We start from the raw sequence: 20,103 nt of genomic DNA on the forward strand, positions 1-20,103 counted from the left end.
GATTAAAGGCTTAGAATTTCATACATCTTTCTTACCTGATCAGAATTATCGAACCAGATCTCTTCGAGCAGTGGTTTGATCTCATATTCAATAGTTTCCTGGTACCAATCTCCATCATTTTGATTATTCTTGAATGTGCAGAAATAACTATGACCAATCCGAAATCCTTCATTCAAATCTTTTTTAATAACCTCATTAACCTTTCTGACTGATGTATGAATATGATCTCTCAGAGATTTTGAAACCCCTTGTGTTTCAAGAAAGGCAGAAAAATTATCATCAAATATTGGTTCTAAGCTTATAAAAGCAAAGCGCCGGCGCAGAGCATAGTCAATGATCGATAGTGAGCGATCAGCGGTGTTCATGGTACCTATAATGTGGAGATTCTCTGGAACAAAGAAAGTATCTTCTTCATCCTCGGCATAGGTAAGCTTGGCTGCGTAACTGCTATTTCGTTTATCAGCTTCAATGAGCATTAGCAGTTCACCAAAAATCTTACTTAAATTTCCACGATTAATCTCATCTATAATGAGAAAAAAATCTCGTTCTTTATGTGTATGGGCTTTTTGGCAAAAATCATAAAAAATCCCATTTCTTAAATTTGTCGCTCCATTTTCAGTAATCCGAAGGCCTTGAATGAAATCCTCATAACTGTAAGACTGGTGGAATTGAACAAATTCGATTTGAGAGTCATTTTCATAACCCATAATCTGATAGGCCAACTTCCGAGCGATAAAAGTCTTCCCTACTCCGGGAGGACCCTGTAAGATGATATTCTTTTTGCGCTTTAGGATTGATATAATTTCCTCAAACTTTCGCCTTGATATAAATGGTTTGTCAGGGTCGTTATCAAAATCATATGGTTTTCTTGTACTACTTTCTAATTTACGCTCTTCGGAAATATTCTTTTGGTCAATAGTCGCCCTGATAATATCATATTCTTCCTCGCTCAAGGAAAAAAGACTCCCTTGGTTATTGATAAAAACTTCACAATTATTGAGGCTTGGGTCACTTTTTAATTCATTCCAGCTTACGGGTACTTCGAGTTTTTCGATAATTTCAAACTCTATGACTTCTCCCTCATCTTCGGATTGGTGAAGCTCCTCAGTAATTTGCATAATAGCCCGAATCTGTTTGGATGGACTACTCTCATAACCAACCATAATATCGCCTGATTTAACCGTCTCGAAATATTTGTAAATCCTCCGTTTGTTACCTTTTTCATTACGTGAGGTATAGGTTTGTCGGTCTCCCACCTTTTGATCACTCAGACTCCAAATAGAAGGATTAGCATTGAGCCACCAATAATTGATCTCGCTTGGTTCAGGATCTGGACCCTTTATAGAAGCATTCACACTGCTATAATCCAAATTGTGTTCATCAAATACTCCGGTTAATTCAGGGTACAGTCTTACATACTCACTAAATATAAATTGCCATGTTTTTGTCGGACTAAATGTATCGGGCCAAAACAGAGTCGCGTAATCTTTGAATGTATGAGATTTATATTCATAAACTTTAGTAGTAAGCCAGTTTACCTCTCTTTGATGGGGATACTTATCGTCCTCATGATACTCATATTCGCCAGTTATAATACCTATTCCAAGTACTTTATTGACTCCTTGATTGGAAAAAACAATATCGCCCAGTTTTGCGGTTTTAAATAACCAGGTATTCCATGTTTGATTAGAAGAGCTATCCGTTGGCAACCCAGCTCTCTCATTTAGTTCCTCTCTACTTTTTGCATTAGAAATATCTCCCATTCCAAGATCTTTATATCCAATTCCAATTCTTCCCTCTTCCTTGAACCTGTCCCAGTCTATAGCTTGGGAGCCGGGGCTAAATTTATAGTAGTTACGAGGACCTTGATTTAGCTTAATTATCTCAACTTTTAGTCCTTTAAGAACTTCTACTACATCTGAATATGTTTTTATTTTGGTTAGTTCTTCTTTTGGGTAATCTTTGTCTAAATGATTTCTTTTAATGTCCCTCCTGCCATTAAACCAGCTTTTGGTTTACTGCCAAAACGAACAAAAAATTGATAAGCATCTTTATGGGATTCTTTTTGTGGAGGATATAAAGCCAACCAGGATATGCTACTACCAAAACTCTGAGCTCCTCGAAAATCAACAAAATGAACTTGGTAATCAGATAAGTCTAAATCCTTTTTTAACTGCTTGCTGATTTGTTTAAAGATATTGCCGAACTGTTTCCTTCACTGTATCTCGATAGAAAAAAGGGTAAAAGAGTGGCCAAAATCTTGTCCAAGACCAAAAGGGCTTGGTCTCTTTGGTTGAAGCATCCATTTTATCCAGCTGATTGTCAGGAACGTAATTTAATTGCTCTCGCTTCTTTTTTCTTATTTTATTTTTAATCTCTTCTACAGTTGTCGGAGTTACCTGTTCTCCATTCAATAGCATACCCGCAACCTCAGCACGTAGCATATTAATAGGTTGATATGGTAGCTTAGGATCTCCATAGTCTTCAAACACGCTTTGAAGCTTATCCTGACTTAAATTATGTAATGCCTCAAATAATGCCTTATCATCATTTTCATATATTTCATACTCTTTGGCCAAATTGATGAGATATTCGAATTGTTTTTCCATTCTTAAAGGCTTTTTAACGCATTAATTATTCTTAATAATTAGAAATTGCAATTTGAAAAATACCGAGAGTAAGGACCCATATAGCGACACAAGCCAAAGTCCCGGTTTTTTCCATCAGGTATACAAAAATTGCTGTGGTACCCTCTAAAATTTTCAAAAGCACCCCGCTCAACCGGCTCCTTCAGAAAAGCTTTGTTGATTGTGTTGCGTACTGTTTTTGCCTCGAACTTCATTCGCAGTTTTTTAAAACGTTTGTTGGTTCTCTTCTAAATGATATTGGGGTAAAATAATAAGAAATGAAAGCGAATGCAAAGCTGAAAGTTTAAAATCACCACTAAAGTTGCAGGAGATACAAAAGTTTAGGGCAGAAATGAAATATTTTCACAGAATGTACACTAATTTGGGAAATTAGGAATACCAAGCCCTTGCTAAAAAGAGATAGGCGCTTAGAGGCGGGATTTGGTCAAAACGGGGTATATGGCTTATGAAGGATGGTTTTTAGTCTATTAACATTTTGTATTCGAAAAAGATCCTTCGATAATTGTAATTTTCTAATCTTTTATGTTTTGTTAGTTGATGCTACGATTTTAAAGAAAGATACGGGACGCAATAGATTGGTAATGAAACAAGGAACAAGTTATTTATTCTACTTTCTTACAGCTGGAATTATTCTAATTCTTATTTTAGTTGTATCAAGCTGTGAGAGACCTAACCAAAGAAGCAGTGAGGTTAGTGGAGAAGTATCTAATAGTGAATCAGGTACTTCAAATACAACAGATGACATCAATGCAAATAAAGTTTCTTTTTTTGTGGACAACTCAGGGGGGATGGTTGGGTATGTAAACCGGGATGAATCTCAAGAAGGTGTCAATAATTTTATACTGGCTGTATCTAATCTTGCCCAAAATCCCAATTTTAGGAGAGATGATGTAGAACTTGATTACAACTTAATCAATGGACCAAGAGATATTGTAACCACACCATTAGGGAACAGTGCTCAAGAGTTCATAAACTGTTTAAATCCAACCTGTTTTAACCAGGGAGACGTTAGTGGCAACGATCTAAACGCAATGTTTCGCAATGTTTCAAATTGCATTAGACCATGCAAGTCTAAACAACATCTCTGTTTTTGTTTCTGATGGTATTTATGACATTCAAGACAAATCACAACCAATCACATCAATTATATCAGAAGGGTTTGAGACAAGAAATAAGTTCATCGATCGATTAGAATCCGAAAATATCCAGACTCTACTTGTAAAGTTGGAATCCACTTTTTCGGGTGCTTATTATTATGGAGTTACAACGGATGGCATTGTAATTAACCAGAATCGACCTTTTTATGTTTTTATTCTTGGTAACTCAGGGATACTTAATAATTATTTTGATGACCAATATTTAGAGAACCTATCTGGCTATGTAAATCATACTAGATTCTTTTTGCCTACTGATTATCAAGTTGATTATGAGCCATCTACAGCATACAATAGAAAAGGAAACTTCAGGCAGGATAGAGAGGACTCAAACCGTTTAATTGAAGTAGAACAAAACCAAGCCGGTGAATTCGAATTTTCTGTTGGAGTTGACTATTCAGACCTTCCATTATCCGATGATTATCTCACTGATAATGATCACTATGAAGTAACTGGCTATTTTGAGGTTATCAAAGTTGAAAAGTATACTCCAGAAATGGTTACAAATATTACAAGTTTTACACCTACCCATTTGATAACTCTAAAAGCTACCGGCTTACCTCAAGGAATAATCGATATAAAGCTGTTAAATGAACTTCCGGCATGGGTGCAGGAGACTCATACCGATGATGATCGTAATATTGAAGGTGATTCTACTAAAACGTTTGGGTTTAAGTATCTGATTCAAGGGATAGTTGATGCTTATTCAGAAGTCTCTAATCAAAAATATTTAACAACTAAAACAGTGACTTTGAGCAGAAATTAATATGAAAGATTTCTTTGCTAGTATTTACGAACAGATACTCTATGATGGTAAGTATCAGCTTATATATGATGCTATGTATAATGACCAAGGATATGTTGCAATAGGTTTAATGTTTATACTAATACCATTAGCTATTATGGCTATTTTTTATTTTGAAAGATGGTTCCCCTATCTAAGAGGTTGGCATTGGGTAATAGCCGTTGTGGTTGGATTAATAATTGTATTTGCCAGTACAGTGGGGGTTTTCAACCTAACTATATTAGGGACAGGAGATCAGCAACTTGCGGCTGCAATTGCTAATCCTGATTCTGGTTACTACGAACACGCTTCTGTTCTAAGATATTACTATGGTTTATACAATGTATTGCTTGCTTTCATTGTATCGCTATTGTATAGTATTTTATTTAAACGCTTTAGTAAACTTCATTCACATCTACCTATTTAAACAAGAGAAATATGGCAAACAGATTATTTGTATTTGGTATAGGCGGAACGGGCGCAAGGGTAATTAAATCACTGGCAATGTTGATGGCGAGTGGTTGTAGGTTGGGTAGTGGTATTAAAGCTGTGGTTCCAATATTGATTGATCCTGATACTGCTAATGGGGATTTAAATCGTACAAAAGATATATTAAGGCTTTATCAAAGCATTAGGGCAAAGATTGATAAGCCAGATGATTTTTTTGGGCAAGAGTTAAAAACAATCAATGAACTGTCTCTTGACGCAACAGATATAAATCCTGAATATTTTCAATTTAAACTCAAGGGAGCTCATGACAGTAACTTTAAAGATTATATAGGATATAATTCTTTATCTGAAAAAGATAAAAAGTTCTTGGATCTGTTTTACTCTAATCGGAATCTTAATTCAGATCTTGATGTAGGATTTAAAGGCAATCCACATATGGGATCAGTGGTATTAAACCAGTTTACCGAGTCAGATGACTTTACGAGATTTGCACAGGTGTTTGCTCCTGGTGATTCAATATTCATCATTAATTCAATATTTGGAGGTACGGGTGCAGCAGGGTTTCCTCTGCTCTTGAATACATTAAGACATGAAGGTTTAAATTTGCCGAATGCAGTACAATTTAGGAATGCACCAATTGGCGGGCTTACTTATTTGCCATACTTCAGAGTGGAAAGCGACGAGGATAGTGAAATTGATTCGGAAACATTTGAAGAAAAAGCTCAGTCAGCCCTTAGCTATTATAATCGGACAATCATTAAAGAGAAGAAAATCAACGCGCTATACTTTCTTGGATTGGATGGTGCCACAAATGTTTATGAAAACCATGAAGGAAAAGAGAACAAAAGAATAAAGCACATTTTCTGGAATTAGCCGGAGCGTTATCAATCTTTGATTTTTCGACAGAATTGGATAAACATAAAGTAGTAAATGGTCAGATAGTAAATGATACACAAATACCTCAAATCCGCAAGGATTTCATTTGCATAAGATAGTACAATAACAGTACTCATTTTCTAAAATTTGATTGACAATACTATCGTATTTGTAGATTTCCCGTGATTCTTTGCTGTTTTTTTACCACTGTTGACCGCTATATGATCACCATTTTGCTGTATTTTTTCACCTGTTGATACACCTTTTCCACGGAGTTGGATCAACGGATTGCAGCAGTGGAGGTGACGGGGCGGTTTGCTACTCCAAAAGCAGCTCGTAGCCCTTACCGGTGTAGAGTTTAAGGATATTCTGCCTGCCTGAGCGAATCCACTTGGCGGGAACGCTAATGAATCGAAAGATAAACTTTTTAAGCCGGTAGGTGGCCTTCAGCCAGGGATGCGCTTCGAGTAGAGGCTGAGGATGTAACGATAGAAGTTGGCGATGATGGCCGTGAGAATCATAAAGGCCGTGTTCTGCGAGAGGAACGAGCAGGGCAGCCGTGACCAGCTAAAATCGTTGCCCATGATATCAAAGACCCGCTCACTGGCTCCGCGTTTGTTGTAGAAGGCAACAATTTCCTCCGGGGAGCTCTCACGATCGTTGGTTAGAATGGCCCGGTAGGTGTAGGCAGACTCGCTGAACAGATCGCCCTGCTGGTCGTCTCGTTTGATGCGGCTGACGATCAGCCGATAGGAGGTTTGCCCGTCAAAGGGCCGCCAGTCGGCCAGCTCGGCCACATCCATCGGCTGCCAGTTCAGCTTCACCGATGTCCAGTCGTCCTGGTCGATCGCCGAAATTTGCCGGAGCATCTCCGCCGAGCGTTTGGCCCGAATATAGAACCGGTCGGTATGGGCTCCTGCAAGCTCAACAACCTTCTGCTGGTAAGAGGCTGAATCGGCCCGAAAGCGGTCAATGCTCACATCGTGGGCATTCAGCCGTTCGAACAGTCGGTCGAGGGTTTCGTGCTGGGCAAAGCTCGCCTGGCTGTTGCCGTTGCGCCCTTCGATGGTATACCGGCATGCCGTCAATGCTGGCAACCCCCGGCTGGTAGCCGTGACACTTTTTATAGGTTCGCGCCGCATCCCATTTCTCGGTTTCAATAACCTGGTTGTCATAGTCCAGAGTATAGCAACCCCGGTTGCTGAGTTGTCCGGTGGTCGCGCAAGGCTTTCACCAACAATTCGTTTAGCGGCTCATTCGACGTTGAACGTGTGGTTCGACACCGCTGGTTGGATGAGTAAGCTGGCGCGGAGTCGCAGGCCAGCTGCTTGACCCCGCGAAGCAGCGTGTCGGGGCTGCACGGCGATGAGGCCCCGCGTGCGGCTGGAGCGGGCTCGCGCAGGTGCTCGGCCAGATCCTCGGCGCAATCCCCGCCGGTAAACAATACAGCTCATGAGGTTGGCAACAATGTCGCTGTAGGAAAACCCGGCCGTTTGACCTCTCGGAGCCAAGGTGCCGGTCAATCAGTCCCGCCAGCCCGCTACTGTGAAAACTTTCCAAGCAAAAATCTAATCCGCCAAATGGTGTTATCTTTTCCGATGATTTTGTAATATGCATGTCTCACTTCTTTAGGGTGTTTGGTCTCACCTAAATAAGTGAAATTATTCGAGCCAAAAAAGCCTGAATCAACAACATTCAGCCGCTTTTTTGGCTCTTTTTATGTATTGCCTTGCGGATTTTAGGAAATAAAAGAGTTTGGTGTGATTCGTGAAGATGGAGCGATAACATTTGACGATTTACATGCGTCACAAGCTGATCTTTTAAAAGCAAACTTACACGGTTTAAATTCTTCTCAAGATTTCTATCAAAAGGGCTGAGTAGATCTTCTGGGGGTATCCGCATGGACAAAGAATGGTTTATTAACAAATGAAAGAACCATGCTTGATAGAGAGTTTTTTAACAGTGCTAACTATAAAAATTACCATAGTTGAGACTTACTCCGAAAAGTCGTTTAAATTAGGTGAGTATTCAAGAATTAAAGCAGTGTATTTTTAGATATTTCAAGGCCTATTTTGTATATTCTAACTTCATAAATAACAGTTAGATACTATGTTTAAAAAGTCTCCAAAACACCCTCAGATTGACCTGTTATCCTCGGCTGGCCAGCATCTCGATGAGCGCCGCCAGCGTCAGCTTCGCGATCCCCATCGATGGCATAACTCCTTTTACGAACACGTATTCAGCCAAATCGATGAATCGATCTTCCATGTTCTGTTTGACCAGCAGATGGGCGCACCCAACGCCCCGGCCCGGCAGCTGGTGGGGATGATGATCCTTAAAGACGGATTTGGATTCAGCGACGAGCAGCTCTTTGAAGCCTGCCGGTTCCACCTGCTGTTCCGCCAAGCCCTGGGACTTGTCAATCTCAACGACCCACCTCCCACCGAATCTACCTATTATCTGTTTCGAAAGCGTATCTATGAGTATGACCGCGAGCACGGCACGGACCTGCTTGGCCGGGTGTTTGGGGCCATGACCAGTGATCAGATTCTTGAGTTTGATGTTGGCGGGCAGCAGATTCGTATGGACAGCAAACTGATCGGCAGCAATATCGCCAGTTTTTCCCGCTTTGAGCTGGTCTGCCGGACGCTGAAGGTGTTTTGGCGAAGTCTTTCCGAACAGGCTCAGGAAATTGCCCCCCAATCGGTGTACCAGGCGATGCAGGAGCTGGCCGCCGAGGACGCTCAGAGCACCGTTTACCGCTCCACCCACCAGGAGATTCAACAGCGGCTGGAAGACCTTGGAGGCCTGGTGGCCAGTCTTCTGGATACGTACAGCTGCGAGGACAGTTCTAAATACGATCTTTTGAAGCAGGTTTTTACCGAACAATATACGATCGATGAGGATGATGATGATTCAGGGCAGGTGAGCGCACGGGATACCCAGCAGATCACCGCCGACAGCATCCAGTCGCCTGATGATCCGGAGTGTAGCTACCGGCGTAAAGGCGGCCAGGCGGTCAAAGGCTACACCGTGAACCTGACCGAGACGATTGACGAGGAACAGGAGTTACAGTTGATTACCGATGTGCACCTTGCCCCGGCCGATTGCAGCGATGCGGACATGGTGGGCCCGGCCATCGAGGCCACCGAGCAGCGCACCGGCCGCCACGTGGACACCTGCTACGCCGATGGGGCCTACAACCGAAGCCTGGCCAAAGACCAGCAGGCTGGCCAAGAGCATGTGGAGATGGTATTGAGTGGTATTCAGGGCGCTCCCTCACGCTTTGAGCTTACCGAAACCGAGCAGGGAGTGACCGTCCATGACACGAAAACCGGCACCACCCATCAGGCGGAGCCGGCTCGCCGCCAGAAAAACACCACCGAACAGCGATGGAGGATCCGGCTGGACGAGGGGCAACAGTACCGGTATTTCGGGTCGTCGGCCATTCGGGCCTCAGCCCGGCGGCAGGCAATAGCCGAGCGCCCGGCGAGCGAACGCAACAAACGTAATAATGTGGAGGCGAGTATCTGGCACCTGACCCATACCTTACGCACCGATAAAACGTGCTATCGGGGATTAATCAAACATAAATTATGGGCATGGTGTCGGGCCATATGGGTGAATATGAGGCGTATTCAGCGATACATAAGCCAATTGGATGAATCAGGCGAACAAACCGGGTACAATACCCCGAAAACTGTTCAAATAGCCTGATCGAAGTAGGCTAAACTATGTAATGATCAAAAATTTAGCTTTTCAAAAATATTTCTTAAACCAAAGCCGCTTTGACAGGTAAAATCGAAAATGTACTTTTCGGAGTGGACTCATAGTTGAATTTTGCAATTACTTTGATGAATGGATTGAAGAACTTAAAAAGAATGATCCGTCATTCACCCTTTAAGCCTTATGTGTCTCCGGGTAATTCACTTGATTTAATCAATAATTCAGAAGAGCCGTTATCTAAAGATGGTTTTAAAGAGTTGGATAGACAGAATGGTTTTAATATTGATAAGGTGGGTGGAGTCAAAAGAAAAAGAGTTTACCCAGTTAATAAAATTATTTGAAAGATCAACAAAAGAAGTTTTGGAATCTAAAAAGCTTATCTAATAGTTATGGGAAAAGTATACCGATTACATGAAGGAGCAGAGGGTACAGGATGGTTTACGAGTAAAATTTTTAATGATGAAGAATTAGAAACTATCTTGACTGATGGGAAAGAGGTTGCGAACTCTATTCCTAGTCCGTTTGCGAGAATAGATTTGGTTAATGAAGCATTTCGATGGGTTGCACAAAGGGAGCTGGAAGGCAATAAAGCTCAACACAAGCTTGTATCTGATGCGTTAGACATTGGGCAATTGATATTTTATTCCAAAAAATTTAAAGATAATATTGAGATAATTGATTACAACCCGAAACAAAGAATTTCAGATAACTTTGGGGATGTAATTAATAAGCACAGAGAGTTAGCGAATACGTTTGAGGTTTATTGGAAGCAAGATGCGGGCGTCTACAATTTTAATAAGACTAATAGAGTTCATTTTGTTTTATATAACAAAGAGATTATAGGTGCAACATCACCAAAATCATTGTTCTTTTCTGCACCCTTTAAATCCGGATTGAGAGATGAGATAACTATCCAAAGAGCTACTGGAAAGTATTTCGGAAACAGCGCTGTTCCACTTCACAAAAGAGAATGGGATTTTGTTGAATACTTGTACATCCTAGCTAACCAGCAACAGATTCCAGACCACTTTGCAGATTTATTGAGTATCTGGAAAAAGCTAAGGAGGTGATGAACAGTGATAAAAGAAGAATGATCAATGAGTTATCTCCAGGCCGGATAACGGAATATGAGAAATGTCATGTTACCGGTGAATCTACAAACTATTGTAAAGTGATAGATTATTCACTTCACGTAGCCAAAGAAAGGTAAATGATATAGAAAAAGAAAGTGACTTTGTTATCAAACCCGATTATGAAATAAAGGAGAAAAAGCCCCTTGTACTACCTAATAGCACATTTTCGGAAGAGTGGTCATATACGACCAAAGATGTAAAATGGACTCCAAATGAATACAATGGTAAGATCCCTAATAAAAATGATTCAGATTTAAATGAATCTAAACTGCCTGTTGTAGGAGATCAATACCCCTGGTTGAGTGTCGACAATTTTTTGTCAAAATATATTATTGAACTGCCTTACTATATAAATTCTAATAGATTTATCACTGGCAAGAGCAAGGAAGGAAAAAAGTATTTATTACCGCTTACGAAAACATTTTTTAAATACTTCGAGGCGTCAAATGTTTCTGAAATGCTTCAAATCGAAGAGCTTTTCACAGGGGACCGTCATAGTAAAACTTAACATTAAGACAAGAGGAGGATTAGTTAAGTTTGAAAAGCAATATAAAGGGGCTGAGAAGAAAAAGTTGGATCTTCATCTTGCAATACTACCATTCATAAAAGTTGATACGAACGAAATTCCACTTGAGTATACAATAGGAATTATTGATTCAGATATTAATAATAACAAAAAGAATAGCTATGGAATAACTTGCTACCAAAATGGAATAAGAATTAATGTTAGCAATGGTGTTATCAGGTCATACGGTGCTACAAAGTCTGTGTACCAAAAGACTAATAATTACTTTGATGCAGTAAAAATTGAATTAAATAGAAATGTCAGTGGCTTTGTAGTTCCAAAAATGCCGGAAGTATAATCCGAGCGGTGAATCATGTGCCTATTCTATCGATTTTGGTACTACAAATACTCACATAGAATATATTCTTGGAAACAATGCGGAAAAATCTTACACGGTTGAAAAAACTCAACCAATTTGGACTTCACTTTTAGATAGAAAAACAAATCAAGAACAATTTGAATTAAATATACAGACTATTTTTGAAGCGTGAATTAACTCCTTATTCTATTGGTCCCAAAAGTGATGGACAAATAAGCTTTCCGTTGAGAACGGCACTTGTTGAAAACGATATTCTAAACAATAAAAAATCAAAATATGAAGTGTTTCTGCAAGTAAATAATTATTTGCTTTACGAACATGTTAATGAGGGGACTAGTTTAAAGTTGATTACTAATTTGAAATGGGAGGATTTGCACGAAGAGGAGAATTTAAAAAAATTACAAGCTTATATTGAATATCTAATTCTACTGATAAAGTATAAGTCATTATTCAATAATATAGCCCTCACTAATATAAAACTTACTTGGTTTTATCCTGTAAGCATGAGTAAATATCATAAAGGTAGGCTGAGTGAAATATGGTCTGAGAAAATGGAAAAAGTGTTTGGCTCTCACTTCGGAAACGAGAACGTAAGAAGTTTGCCGGAGAGTGTTGGGCCGTATTATTATTATTACAAAGAGAGCTATATCAGGTCTGACATTATCAGTAGATGTCGGGGGCGGCTCCACGGATGTATCCGTTTATGATGAAGGCAAAGTGAAATCATATATCATCTTTCAGGTTTGCTGGTGATGCAATATTTGGTGACGGATATGGTAAAGATCCATCCAGAAATGGTTTTGTCAATTTGTTTAAAGATAAAGCCTTAGAATATATAGAAGGGAATAATGATACAGCTAAAGAGATACTTGACGGAATATTAGCCAGAGAGTCATCAAAAGATTTTAGCAGTTACCTGTTTGCATTAAGTAAAGGAGATGGTCAATTTGATTACTCAACTTTGATCAAGAATAACAGAAAGATCAAGTTAGTAGGTTATTGTTCTTTCATGCATCATTAACCTATTACAGTTGCTAAAATGATGAAAAACAGAGGGGAAAGTATTCCAGTGAACTTACTATTTAGTGGGACTGCTGCAAAAACTATTCACTTACTTGATAGTAGTGATGAGTTAAAGCAGGTATCAAACCTCTATCGTTATTTCTTTGATAAAGTTTATGAAAACTCAAAGAAGAGTGATATTACTTGTGAAATATCAAATATTCCCAAAGAACTGACTTGTAAAGGTGGATTACTGAGTGTTGATATTTCAGATCAGGAATATGAAAAGGTGTTCTGGTTGGGCGGACAGGGAACATTTGATCAAAATATCAACCTTGACGATTTGTCAAGTAGTGTCAGGTTCAATGAAATATTAGATGGTAAAACAAAATATTTTCAATCTGAAATTGAGGAGTTTTACCAGTTACTGGATGAGTATAAACTTGACCATAATTTAGAAGAGTACTATGGCATAGGCCGGGAGGCTTACAAAGTGTTTAAAGAGACTCGCGGTAAAGCTCTTGATAAAGAATTGAAAAAAGGAATTAGACAAACAATTAAAGAGCAGCACAGCGGAGATAATGATCCTGTTGAAGAAACACTATTCTTTTTCCCTCTGATTGGAGAGCTAAGCAGACTTGCTTATAAATTGTCAAAAGAATAGTAGGATCATCATGTGTCGAGTTCTCCTATTTATTTTCTTGTTACTAATTACCAGTTGTTCAAATAGAAATAATTCAGTAGTTGATAATAAAAATCAAGAGCAAACTGAACAGATTCCTAATCCGCAGAATAACGAGATTGAAAGTGATACTGAACCTCAGAACGAGGAAAATGTAGACAATCGGTATATTGTACCTGATGAAGGATTTATAAGCAAGTTGGTCTATTGGGGCTTAATTCTGCCATGATAATCGGTCTATTTTTACTCATTTATTTCAAAAGAAGACAGTATAAGGAAGAGATTAAGCAGGAGAAGGAAATGGCCTACAAGTATTTTTCAAAATATGAAGAAGCAAATCGAATATTAAAAGGCTTCAACAAGAAAATCAAAATCTGCGAAGTACAATAACAAATTTAAAAACTGATAAGCGAGAATTAAAGGATTACAATCAAAACTTCAAGCAGACTCCTTTGGTAATAAGGCTGATCCTACTATCCATGAAGTTTCTAAGGTTGAATCAGAAACAGTCAACGATAATAAAGTAGATCAAAATGTATATTCAGACAGTCAAAGATCAGGAACTATTCTTTACTGTACCTAACGAAGAAGGAAAATTTAAGCACTTAAATGGGATAAGTACTTGTGAAGAGAAAAGACTTTATAAATTAACTTATCAGAGTGGAGAATCTGAAGGAATAATTGAATTCGTATCTAGTAAATATGATGGTGTAGCAATTAATCTCAAAGACTCAATGATAAAACCGGCTTGTAGTATTACAGAAGAGAATGAAAACAATCCTACTACAGTAAGTCAAATCAACCCAGGTAAGGTTAAACGCGATGGGGAAGAATGGGTAATTGTAAATAAGATTGAGGTAGAGATTTTATAATGGGATTCTTTCAAGAAGTAATGAACAATCCATTACTGCAAGCAGAGTTATTTTTAATTCTTATTTTTATTGCTTTACAGGTATTCTTCTTTTATAAAACTTATCAATCTGCAAAAATCCTCAAAAATATTTTTGAAATACCTTTAAGGCTTCTAAATATTAATAAGAATACACCGCCATCAGAAAAAGTTATACTATTAGAATCAAAGAGTAGGAATGAAGTCAATCAACGGATAAAAGAATCCATCAATAACTATTTAAGTCACAACAGAGGTGCAACTGTTAACTATAGTATTATTAAAGATATTATAGAAAGAGAGAATAGATTGAGAAGGAGAGTGAAATTATACAGGCTATTCCTATACCACTTTACCTTGGACTATCTGCAACAATTGTAGGAATTATATTCGGACTATTTGCGATGCCGGACTTAGCACAAGAAGCGAACAGTAGTGTTTCAAACGGGGTAGGAGACTTAGCGGGAATCAACGCTTTAATAAACGGTGTTAGAGATTGCAATCGTAGCAACATTGTCAGGTTTAGTCTGGACCATTCTCCTCTCTACATCCGTGTATAGTAAGGCTTCAAAAAAAATACTCAAAGATAAAAACTCTCAACTAAATTACCTTCAAGAAAATCTTTTACCCGAACTATTTAAAGCCGAAGATGCAGGTGTTATTGGTTTAAAAGCAAGCATTGACAACTTTTCAAGGTTGACAACGGATGTTGTCCAGGAAATAAAAGAGGCCACACAGGCTTCAAAAAATCAAATATTATCACTCAGCAAGAAACATTAGACCGGATTGAAAAACTTAATGTAACAAAGATATCCAAAGTAAATTTGAGACTTTCGATCGTCTGGAAAGAAATTTGGAATCGTTTTATGAGTTTTCTGAATTCATTGATCAACTGTCTGTTATATCTGGAGAATTAGGCAGGTTCTCTAAAAAAGCTGACAGCATTGATAAAGTTGCTCAAAATATTGACCAAACATTAGAGGAGTCGAGAGATCTGACAAGGTTTTTGACGTCACATTTGAAAAAAATGGAAGACATGGGAGATGTTGCTCTTTATTCGTTTGATCTTTCTGAAAAACGATTCAAAGACGCCGTTGATAAGCTAGTTGATTCGACTGCTGAAAATGTAAATAGTGTGAAAACTATTTCTGATGAAATCGAGAATAACTTTGATAAAGTATATGAGCAACTATTTAATAAACTTGGTGAAATTGCTCAACTTCATATAGACCAATTCACAAAAGTATATAAAAATTCGTTGCCAAAATTCCAGAATCAGACTACTTAAAGGAGCTTGAAGAAATTAAAACGCACTCTGTAGGATGTACTAAGCAGGAAAACACCAGCACCGATTCAAATAAAGTTGAATTGGCCGTTAAACAACTCGAACAAATCAAAGTATTATTATCAAAACTTGATTCTAATACCAGAGACCTAAAAGTTGCACTAAGATCGAATAATTCAAGAATGCCATCTTGGTTTCGCAATTTTCTTGAGTGGTTGAAATCTATTTTTAGTTAGTAAAAATGAATAATAACAACAATTTATTTTGGGTTAGTTATTCAGATATTATGACAAGCTTATTCTTTATAATGCTTGTCCTTTTTGTGATTACTGCTGGCTATTATTACAACAGATACCAAATAACTCAAGACAAACTAAACGAAATAAAGGCAATTGAAACGGCCTTAAGCTCCTTGGATAGAAGTTATTTCAATTTTGATGAAGAGAGTAAACGTTATCGTTTAAATATACCTGTGGAATTCAGCCCAAACAATGCTAATATTTATGAACAAGAAGAACAAGTACTTGAGGAATTAAATCATGCAGGTAATGCATTATATAATAGATTAGACAGCCTTCTTCAGGTAAATGAGCAGACACATCTTTTATTGGTAATCGAAGGGAATACTCAACGCTCTGGTGGCAACCATAAACTTTATCCCGATATTGGATATAAATTAAGCTATAAAAGAGCTCTAGCATTATATAACTATTGGAAGAATGATAGTAAGTTAGATTTTAGAACATTAACAGATAAATATAGTAATCGGTTTGAGTTGATTATTGCCGGAAGTGGATATTTTGGTTTGAACCGGGAACCTGATGGATCACCCTTAAATCGCCGATTTACTTTGCAAATAACATCGAAGTATACTTTAGAAGCTACTAATTAAGCTTTTGCCATGTATAGACTTGTTCTAATATTAGTATTTGTTGGCATCTTTTTCACTGGCTGTTCGGGGTGTTCCGAATCTGGTATTAGGCATCAATCCACAAAAAATTTCGATGATGAGCCTTATAATAATGGTGGAAGAATAGCTACCCCATCGCAAACAGATCTAAATAGCTCAAATGAAAAAGAGCAGAATTTATTAACTCAGAATGAGGGAGTCTCACTAAGTAATTTATACAGTGCCAGTAAATCTGCGGTATTTACAGTTTATACATCAGACAATGAAATGATATATCAAGGCTCAGGTTTTTTTGTTAGTATGAGGGATTAGCAGTCAGTAACTATCACATTTTCGAAGGAACATTCAGAGGGAATGAAATGATTTTGACTGAATCAGGTAACGAGTATAAAATTAGTAGGGTAATTGAACAGGACGAGGAACTTGACTACATCATATTTAAAGTAAGTGGTAGTTCTAACTTTAACACACTTAATATCGCAGAGTCCAGGCCAAAAATTGGTGAAGAGGTTTTTGCTATTGGAAATCCTAAAGGTTTAAGTCATTCTCTGTCAACAGGTATCATATCTTCATACAGGAGGGGCGTTTACTTCAAACAACAGCAGAAATTACTCACGGAAGCAGTGGCGGTGCTTTGCTAAATATGAGGGGAGAAGTTGTAGGGATTACAACCGGTGGAATTGGTGAAGCTAATCTAAATTTTGCTATAAATATCAAAGAGTTAAAATTGGAAAGATATCTTTGATAATATACTAACGAATAAGTCTTATTCATGAACCGGATATCGAAAATAAAAGCTCTCTCTTTGATAGTAGTTGTTTTGGGGGTTTTGTATCTGGCTTACTCATTCCTTCCCAATAGTAGTGAACTACCTTCTTCAGGATTAATAAATGATCAATTAAAAGTGCATTTTATTGATGTGGGGCAAGGTGATGCAACGCTGCTTATGGGGCCTGATTTTACCGTTTTAGTAGATGCAGGACGACATGACAGAAATGATGTTGTTCCATATTTAAAAGAACAAAATGTTCAACAAATTGATCTTCTTATCGGAACTCATCCACATGCAGATCACATAGGTCAATTCCCACAAGTTTTAAATAATTTCTTAGTTAAAGAAGTATGGTTATCAGGTGAACTTCATACATCAAGAACATTCGAGAGAGCTATTGATGCCATCTTGGCAACAAGTGCTAAATATCATGAGCCAAGGACAAATGATAATTTTATGTTTGGTTCTTTAAAAGTGGAGATCCTGCATCCTTCAGAGTTAACTGGAGATTTAAACAATGGATCAATAGCTTTCCGGGCAATATTTGGTGACATAATTTTTATGTTCACTGGAGATGCCGAATTTGACGCTGAACTTGAAATTGTTAAGAGTAGCCAAAATTTAAAATCACATATTTTGCAAATAGGTCATCATGGATCAAAAACATCATCTACAAGTCAATTCTTAAGAAAAGTTAGTCCAGAGTTAGCGGTATATTCAGCTGGATTGGAAAATGGATATGGACACCCACACCCAGAGATTATTGATAGAATGAATAGTCTAAATATTAAAATGTACGGCACAGATATAAACGGCACAGTTGTACTAACTACTGATGGTAAAGTGTACCATATTGAATCACAAAATGAGCAGGAAGAAAGGGTTTATTATTCAGATTAAAAATTAGTTGATGAATTGAACTTGAGTAATTGAATTTAGAACATCCAAACAAATGAATAAATGATAATCAAAGCGGTTATTGAAGATATTACAACAGAAGGTATCGTAATTTTGCTTGGAGAAGAAGAAAAAGAAATTACTATTCACAAAGATAAACTTTGGCATATTTCCGATTACAAGGTTGGAGATTGGTTGGATGTTATTTTTGAAAAGGGAAAAATCACATCAGTACAATTAAACCGAAAGAACTGATAAAGTTAAAAAGAGAGTTCAAGAGAAGATGGATATGTTAAGCAACGGGGCAGAACTAAGTAATTGTGTCCTCAACAATTCCATTATAGACTTCCAGGAAAGTTTTCAATAACACTCATAACACGTTAAAAGATATTGAAATTATCAGTACAGACTACTGGAATAAAATCGTGGATATACTTCAGAAAAACTGGGCTTGATTGATGGACAACCTGATGGCAGGGCTACTGTTTTTTTTATTACTGATGCATCTACTATTTTTGACGAAATGGAGTTTGAATCATCAGAAGGAGCTAAAAAAGGCTTGTAGCATAATGATTTTAAGCGATATGAGGATGACCCATCTTATAAAAATTTTATTTTCCCGCCAAAACCACCATTTAAACCGCATTAGGACAATACCCGAAATATCTTCTTCAGGTAAGTATTGGAGATGATTACATATCCTTTTCGCAAACGCAAACCCACATATCAAACGGCAGCTTATGTAAAAAAAAGTTCTTGACCCTAATAAGGTGATTAGAGGCCAAAAACTGTTAAAGTTGTTAGAGTTATGTACACCATAGTTGCAAAATCCGAATGGATAACCACCGAGCCTTTTTTATTTTCTGGAATTTGTTTCTGCTGGTTAATAGCTGTTGCAATATGAGGGGCTTGATTTATATGATTATTTGAATTTTGCAGAAATATAATTGCTACACCCAGACCGGTTGCAGCTCCGACAAGTCCGCCTCCTGGATTATCGGTCATGCTATATGCAGTAATTGCAAAGAGTAATGACAGCCCACCACCGATAACAGCTCTACTCATTGGCGTATCATTCTCCAATGCTTTCCCAATTACAATAGGAAGTGTGGCCATACCGGTCGGACCGACATAGTCTTGCCCCGTTGGAAGCAATGAATAGTTATTGGTTACGCCTTTTTGCTCGGTATCTTGGAGTTCTTCTCCCTTATTTGTCCCTAATTCGGCCTTATTCGGGTCATCTTCGGGTGGATTTGAGCGTTCCTCGTTGTTTTTCGGGCTCCAGCCACTTTCAATTAACAGAAAACTGGGTACATCGTAACCGAGAATTCGTCCAGAATCTGAAAATTCTGCCCATTCATTAACAGGATATCCGCCGCAACTGTAACATTTATGTGCTGCCTCCGATAAGGTAGCAGGGGCAACGTCAAGAATTTCTGCTAATTCGGCACCCGTTACCGTGGGTTTGCTTTTTTTATCTTTGATATCAAGGGTTTCTGTACTCATGATTTATTCCTCGTTGTTGAATAGAAAGGCTAATAAGGCAAGAATGCCGCCCGTAAAAAGGGCTGTTCTTAGCTTTTCTATGAATTGTTGTTTTTGTTTTTCTGAGATTTCGTCCAGTCGTCGGTTTAGCTGAATCATTGCTGCAAGAGCAAAATCGTTGGGGCGGGCATTGCCACGCTCCCACTTAAGGACGGCCTGGGGTGTAACCCCGAAATGCCGTCCGAATTCGGCCAAACTCCAACCGAGACGCTCTCTAAGTTCCCTGATATCTTCTGACAGCATGGGTGAAATTAACCTAATTAGGGGAGGAATGTCAACTTTGTTATTAACTTAGTTAAAATCAAGTCTATTAGAAGAGAAAAAATGATACACGTATCCAAATAAGGGTAGATAGCCAAAATTTTCTTAAGAACTATCTTGATAGAACAATGTGGTAGTGAGCCAGTCCTTCGAGTTCATTTGGAATGATAAGTAATAAGCTCCCTATTCAAAAAACCTTTTAAAT

The 20,103-nt window shown here is 38.1% G+C and carries 24 protein-coding genes; 19 read left to right on the top strand and 5 right to left on the bottom strand.

Translation table 11 applies throughout. The annotated features are described in order from the left end of the window. Nucleotides 1–2: 2 nt before the first annotated feature. Nucleotides 3–1,763 carry an AAA family ATPase gene (locus tag U5K72_04340; protein MDZ7718035.1) on the bottom strand — a complete coding sequence of 587 codons (1,761 nt, stop codon included), beginning with the start codon at nt 1,761–1,763 and terminating at the stop codon, nt 3–5. A gap of 426 nt (nt 1,764–2,189) precedes the next feature. Next, nucleotides 2,190–2,609 (bottom strand): hypothetical protein, encoded by a 420-nt coding sequence (locus tag U5K72_04345; GenBank protein ID MDZ7718036.1) that lies wholly within the window; start codon nt 2,607–2,609, stop codon nt 2,190–2,192. Between the two features lie 620 nt (nt 2,610–3,229). Here U5K72_04345 and U5K72_04350 point away from each other — a divergent pair. From U5K72_04350 to U5K72_04365, 4 genes are read left to right on the top strand one after another with little or no spacing between them, the layout of a single operon-like run. Next, nucleotides 3,230–3,748 carry a hypothetical protein gene (locus U5K72_04350; GenBank protein MDZ7718037.1) on the top strand — a complete coding sequence of 173 codons (519 nt, stop codon included), beginning with the start codon at nt 3,230–3,232 and terminating at the stop codon, nt 3,746–3,748. Beyond that, a complete protein-coding gene (locus tag U5K72_04355; GenBank protein ID MDZ7718038.1) occupies nt 3,690–4,568 on the top strand; it encodes a hypothetical protein in 879 nt (292 codons plus the stop codon). The genes U5K72_04350 and U5K72_04355 overlap by 59 nt, the downstream gene beginning before the upstream one ends. A 1-nt stretch (nt 4,569) precedes the next feature. Then, nucleotides 4,570–5,013, top strand: coding sequence for a hypothetical protein (locus U5K72_04360; GenBank protein ID MDZ7718039.1), 444 nt, complete (start codon nt 4,570–4,572; stop codon nt 5,011–5,013). An 11-nt stretch (nt 5,014–5,024) separates the two neighbouring features. Then, complete coding sequence (locus U5K72_04365; GenBank protein ID MDZ7718040.1) at nt 5,025–5,909, top strand: hypothetical protein; 885 nt, start codon at nt 5,025–5,027, stop codon at nt 5,907–5,909. A gap of 449 nt (nt 5,910–6,358) precedes the next feature. On the opposite strand, the gene U5K72_04370 is transcribed toward U5K72_04365, so the two are convergent. Next, nucleotides 6,359–7,009, bottom strand: a complete 651-nt coding sequence (locus U5K72_04370) for a transposase (GenBank protein MDZ7718041.1) — start codon at nt 7,007–7,009, stop codon at nt 6,359–6,361. 1,012 nt (nt 7,010–8,021) lie between these two features. Here U5K72_04370 and U5K72_04375 point away from each other — a divergent pair. The 15 genes from U5K72_04375 to U5K72_04445 all read left to right on the top strand — a co-directional run bounded on the left by U5K72_04375 (nt 8,022) and on the right by U5K72_04445 (nt 18,347). Continuing rightward, a complete protein-coding gene (locus U5K72_04375; protein ID MDZ7718042.1) occupies nt 8,022–9,629 on the top strand; it encodes a transposase in 1,608 nt (535 codons plus the stop codon). A gap of 116 nt (nt 9,630–9,745) precedes the next feature. Next, nucleotides 9,746–9,979, top strand: coding sequence for a hypothetical protein (locus U5K72_04380; protein MDZ7718043.1), 234 nt, complete (start codon nt 9,746–9,748; stop codon nt 9,977–9,979). Between the two features lie 48 nt (nt 9,980–10,027). Then, nucleotides 10,028–10,708: a hypothetical protein gene (locus tag U5K72_04385; GenBank protein ID MDZ7718044.1), complete on the top strand. Its 681-nt coding sequence runs from the start codon at nt 10,028–10,030 to the stop codon at nt 10,706–10,708. Nucleotides 10,709–11,217: 509 nt separating this feature from the next. Next, nucleotides 11,218–11,634, top strand: coding sequence for a hypothetical protein (locus U5K72_04390; GenBank protein ID MDZ7718045.1), 417 nt, complete (start codon nt 11,218–11,220; stop codon nt 11,632–11,634). 182 nt (nt 11,635–11,816) lie between these two features. Next, the gene (locus U5K72_04395) at nt 11,817–12,362 is read left to right on the top strand and encodes a hypothetical protein (protein MDZ7718046.1); all 546 of its coding nucleotides are present in this window, start codon (nt 11,817–11,819) and stop codon (nt 12,360–12,362) included. 101 nt (nt 12,363–12,463) lie between these two features. Beyond that, on the top strand, nt 12,464–12,676 hold the full coding sequence (locus tag U5K72_04400) for a hypothetical protein (protein MDZ7718047.1): 213 nt from the start codon (nt 12,464–12,466) through the stop codon (nt 12,674–12,676). A gap of 18 nt (nt 12,677–12,694) precedes the next feature. Beyond that, entirely contained in the window at nt 12,695–13,321 is a 627-nt protein-coding gene (locus U5K72_04405; protein MDZ7718048.1) for a hypothetical protein, read from the top strand. A 551-nt stretch (nt 13,322–13,872) separates the two neighbouring features. Beyond that, nucleotides 13,873–14,211 (top strand): hypothetical protein, encoded by a 339-nt coding sequence (locus U5K72_04410; protein MDZ7718049.1) that lies wholly within the window; start codon nt 13,873–13,875, stop codon nt 14,209–14,211. Nucleotides 14,212–14,714: 503 nt separating this feature from the next. Continuing rightward, nucleotides 14,715–15,008 carry a hypothetical protein gene (locus U5K72_04415; protein MDZ7718050.1) on the top strand — a complete coding sequence of 98 codons (294 nt, stop codon included), beginning with the start codon at nt 14,715–14,717 and terminating at the stop codon, nt 15,006–15,008. 73 nt (nt 15,009–15,081) lie between these two features. Further along, a complete protein-coding gene (locus tag U5K72_04420) occupies nt 15,082–15,516 on the top strand; it encodes a hypothetical protein (protein MDZ7718051.1) in 435 nt (144 codons plus the stop codon). 238 nt (nt 15,517–15,754) lie between these two features. After that, complete coding sequence (locus U5K72_04425) at nt 15,755–16,405, top strand: hypothetical protein (GenBank protein ID MDZ7718052.1); 651 nt, start codon at nt 15,755–15,757, stop codon at nt 16,403–16,405. A gap of 9 nt (nt 16,406–16,414) precedes the next feature. Next, nucleotides 16,415–16,735 (top strand): hypothetical protein, encoded by a 321-nt coding sequence (locus U5K72_04430; protein ID MDZ7718053.1) that lies wholly within the window; start codon nt 16,415–16,417, stop codon nt 16,733–16,735. A gap of 53 nt (nt 16,736–16,788) precedes the next feature. Beyond that, a complete protein-coding gene (locus U5K72_04435; protein ID MDZ7718054.1) occupies nt 16,789–17,064 on the top strand; it encodes a S1C family serine protease in 276 nt (91 codons plus the stop codon). A gap of 131 nt (nt 17,065–17,195) precedes the next feature. Further along, a complete protein-coding gene (locus U5K72_04440; protein ID MDZ7718055.1) occupies nt 17,196–18,095 on the top strand; it encodes a ComEC/Rec2 family competence protein in 900 nt (299 codons plus the stop codon). 60 nt (nt 18,096–18,155) lie between these two features. Next, nucleotides 18,156–18,347 (top strand): hypothetical protein, encoded by a 192-nt coding sequence (locus tag U5K72_04445; protein MDZ7718056.1) that lies wholly within the window; start codon nt 18,156–18,158, stop codon nt 18,345–18,347. A 519-nt stretch (nt 18,348–18,866) separates the two neighbouring features. Here the strand turns inward: U5K72_04445 and U5K72_04450 are convergent. Both U5K72_04450 and U5K72_04455 read right to left on the bottom strand, forming a co-directional pair. Then, nucleotides 18,867–19,598: a hypothetical protein gene (locus tag U5K72_04450; GenBank protein ID MDZ7718057.1), complete on the bottom strand. Its 732-nt coding sequence runs from the start codon at nt 19,596–19,598 to the stop codon at nt 18,867–18,869. A 3-nt stretch (nt 19,599–19,601) separates the two neighbouring features. Continuing rightward, complete coding sequence (locus U5K72_04455) at nt 19,602–19,880, bottom strand: helix-turn-helix domain-containing protein (protein ID MDZ7718058.1); 279 nt, start codon at nt 19,878–19,880, stop codon at nt 19,602–19,604. Between the last annotated feature and the right edge of the window lie 223 nt (nt 19,881–20,103).

The sequence above is a fragment of the Balneolaceae bacterium genome, from assembly GCA_034521495.1.
GTDB lineage: Bacteria > Bacteroidota > Rhodothermia > Balneolales > Balneolaceae > Rhodohalobacter.

What these genes read in the sequence shown, in the direction of transcription:
- U5K72_04340 (MDZ7718035.1), bottom strand. Translation starts at nt 1,763, where the DNA reads ATGGGAGATATTTCTAATGCAAAAAGTAGAGAGGAACTAAATGAGAGA.
- U5K72_04345 (MDZ7718036.1), bottom strand. Translation starts at nt 2,609, where the DNA reads ATGGAAAAACAATTCGAATATCTCATCAATTTGGCCAAAGAGTATGAA.
- U5K72_04350 (MDZ7718037.1), top strand. Translation starts at nt 3,230, where the DNA reads ATGAAACAAGGAACAAGTTATTTATTCTACTTTCTTACAGCTGGAATT.
- U5K72_04355 (MDZ7718038.1), top strand. Translation starts at nt 3,690, where the DNA reads ATGTTTCAAATTGCATTAGACCATGCAAGTCTAAACAACATCTCTGTT.
- U5K72_04360 (MDZ7718039.1), top strand. Translation starts at nt 4,570, where the DNA reads ATGAAAGATTTCTTTGCTAGTATTTACGAACAGATACTCTATGATGGT.
- U5K72_04365 (MDZ7718040.1), top strand. Translation starts at nt 5,025, where the DNA reads ATGGCAAACAGATTATTTGTATTTGGTATAGGCGGAACGGGCGCAAGG.
- U5K72_04375 (MDZ7718042.1), top strand. Translation starts at nt 8,022, where the DNA reads ATGTTTAAAAAGTCTCCAAAACACCCTCAGATTGACCTGTTATCCTCG.
- U5K72_04385 (MDZ7718044.1), top strand. Translation starts at nt 10,028, where the DNA reads ATGGGAAAAGTATACCGATTACATGAAGGAGCAGAGGGTACAGGATGG.
- U5K72_04390 (MDZ7718045.1), top strand. Translation starts at nt 11,218, where the DNA reads ATGTTTCTGAAATGCTTCAAATCGAAGAGCTTTTCACAGGGGACCGTC.
- U5K72_04405 (MDZ7718048.1), top strand. Translation starts at nt 12,695, where the DNA reads ATGATGAAAAACAGAGGGGAAAGTATTCCAGTGAACTTACTATTTAGT.
- U5K72_04410 (MDZ7718049.1), top strand. Translation starts at nt 13,873, where the DNA reads ATGTATATTCAGACAGTCAAAGATCAGGAACTATTCTTTACTGTACCT.
- U5K72_04425 (MDZ7718052.1), top strand. Translation starts at nt 15,755, where the DNA reads ATGAATAATAACAACAATTTATTTTGGGTTAGTTATTCAGATATTATG.
- U5K72_04430 (MDZ7718053.1), top strand. Translation starts at nt 16,415, where the DNA reads ATGTATAGACTTGTTCTAATATTAGTATTTGTTGGCATCTTTTTCACT.
- U5K72_04440 (MDZ7718055.1), top strand. Translation starts at nt 17,196, where the DNA reads ATGAACCGGATATCGAAAATAAAAGCTCTCTCTTTGATAGTAGTTGTT.
- U5K72_04445 (MDZ7718056.1), top strand. Translation starts at nt 18,156, where the DNA reads ATGATAATCAAAGCGGTTATTGAAGATATTACAACAGAAGGTATCGTA.
- U5K72_04450 (MDZ7718057.1), bottom strand. Translation starts at nt 19,598, where the DNA reads ATGAGTACAGAAACCCTTGATATCAAAGATAAAAAAAGCAAACCCACG.
- U5K72_04455 (MDZ7718058.1), bottom strand. Translation starts at nt 19,880, where the DNA reads ATGCTGTCAGAAGATATCAGGGAACTTAGAGAGCGTCTCGGTTGGAGT.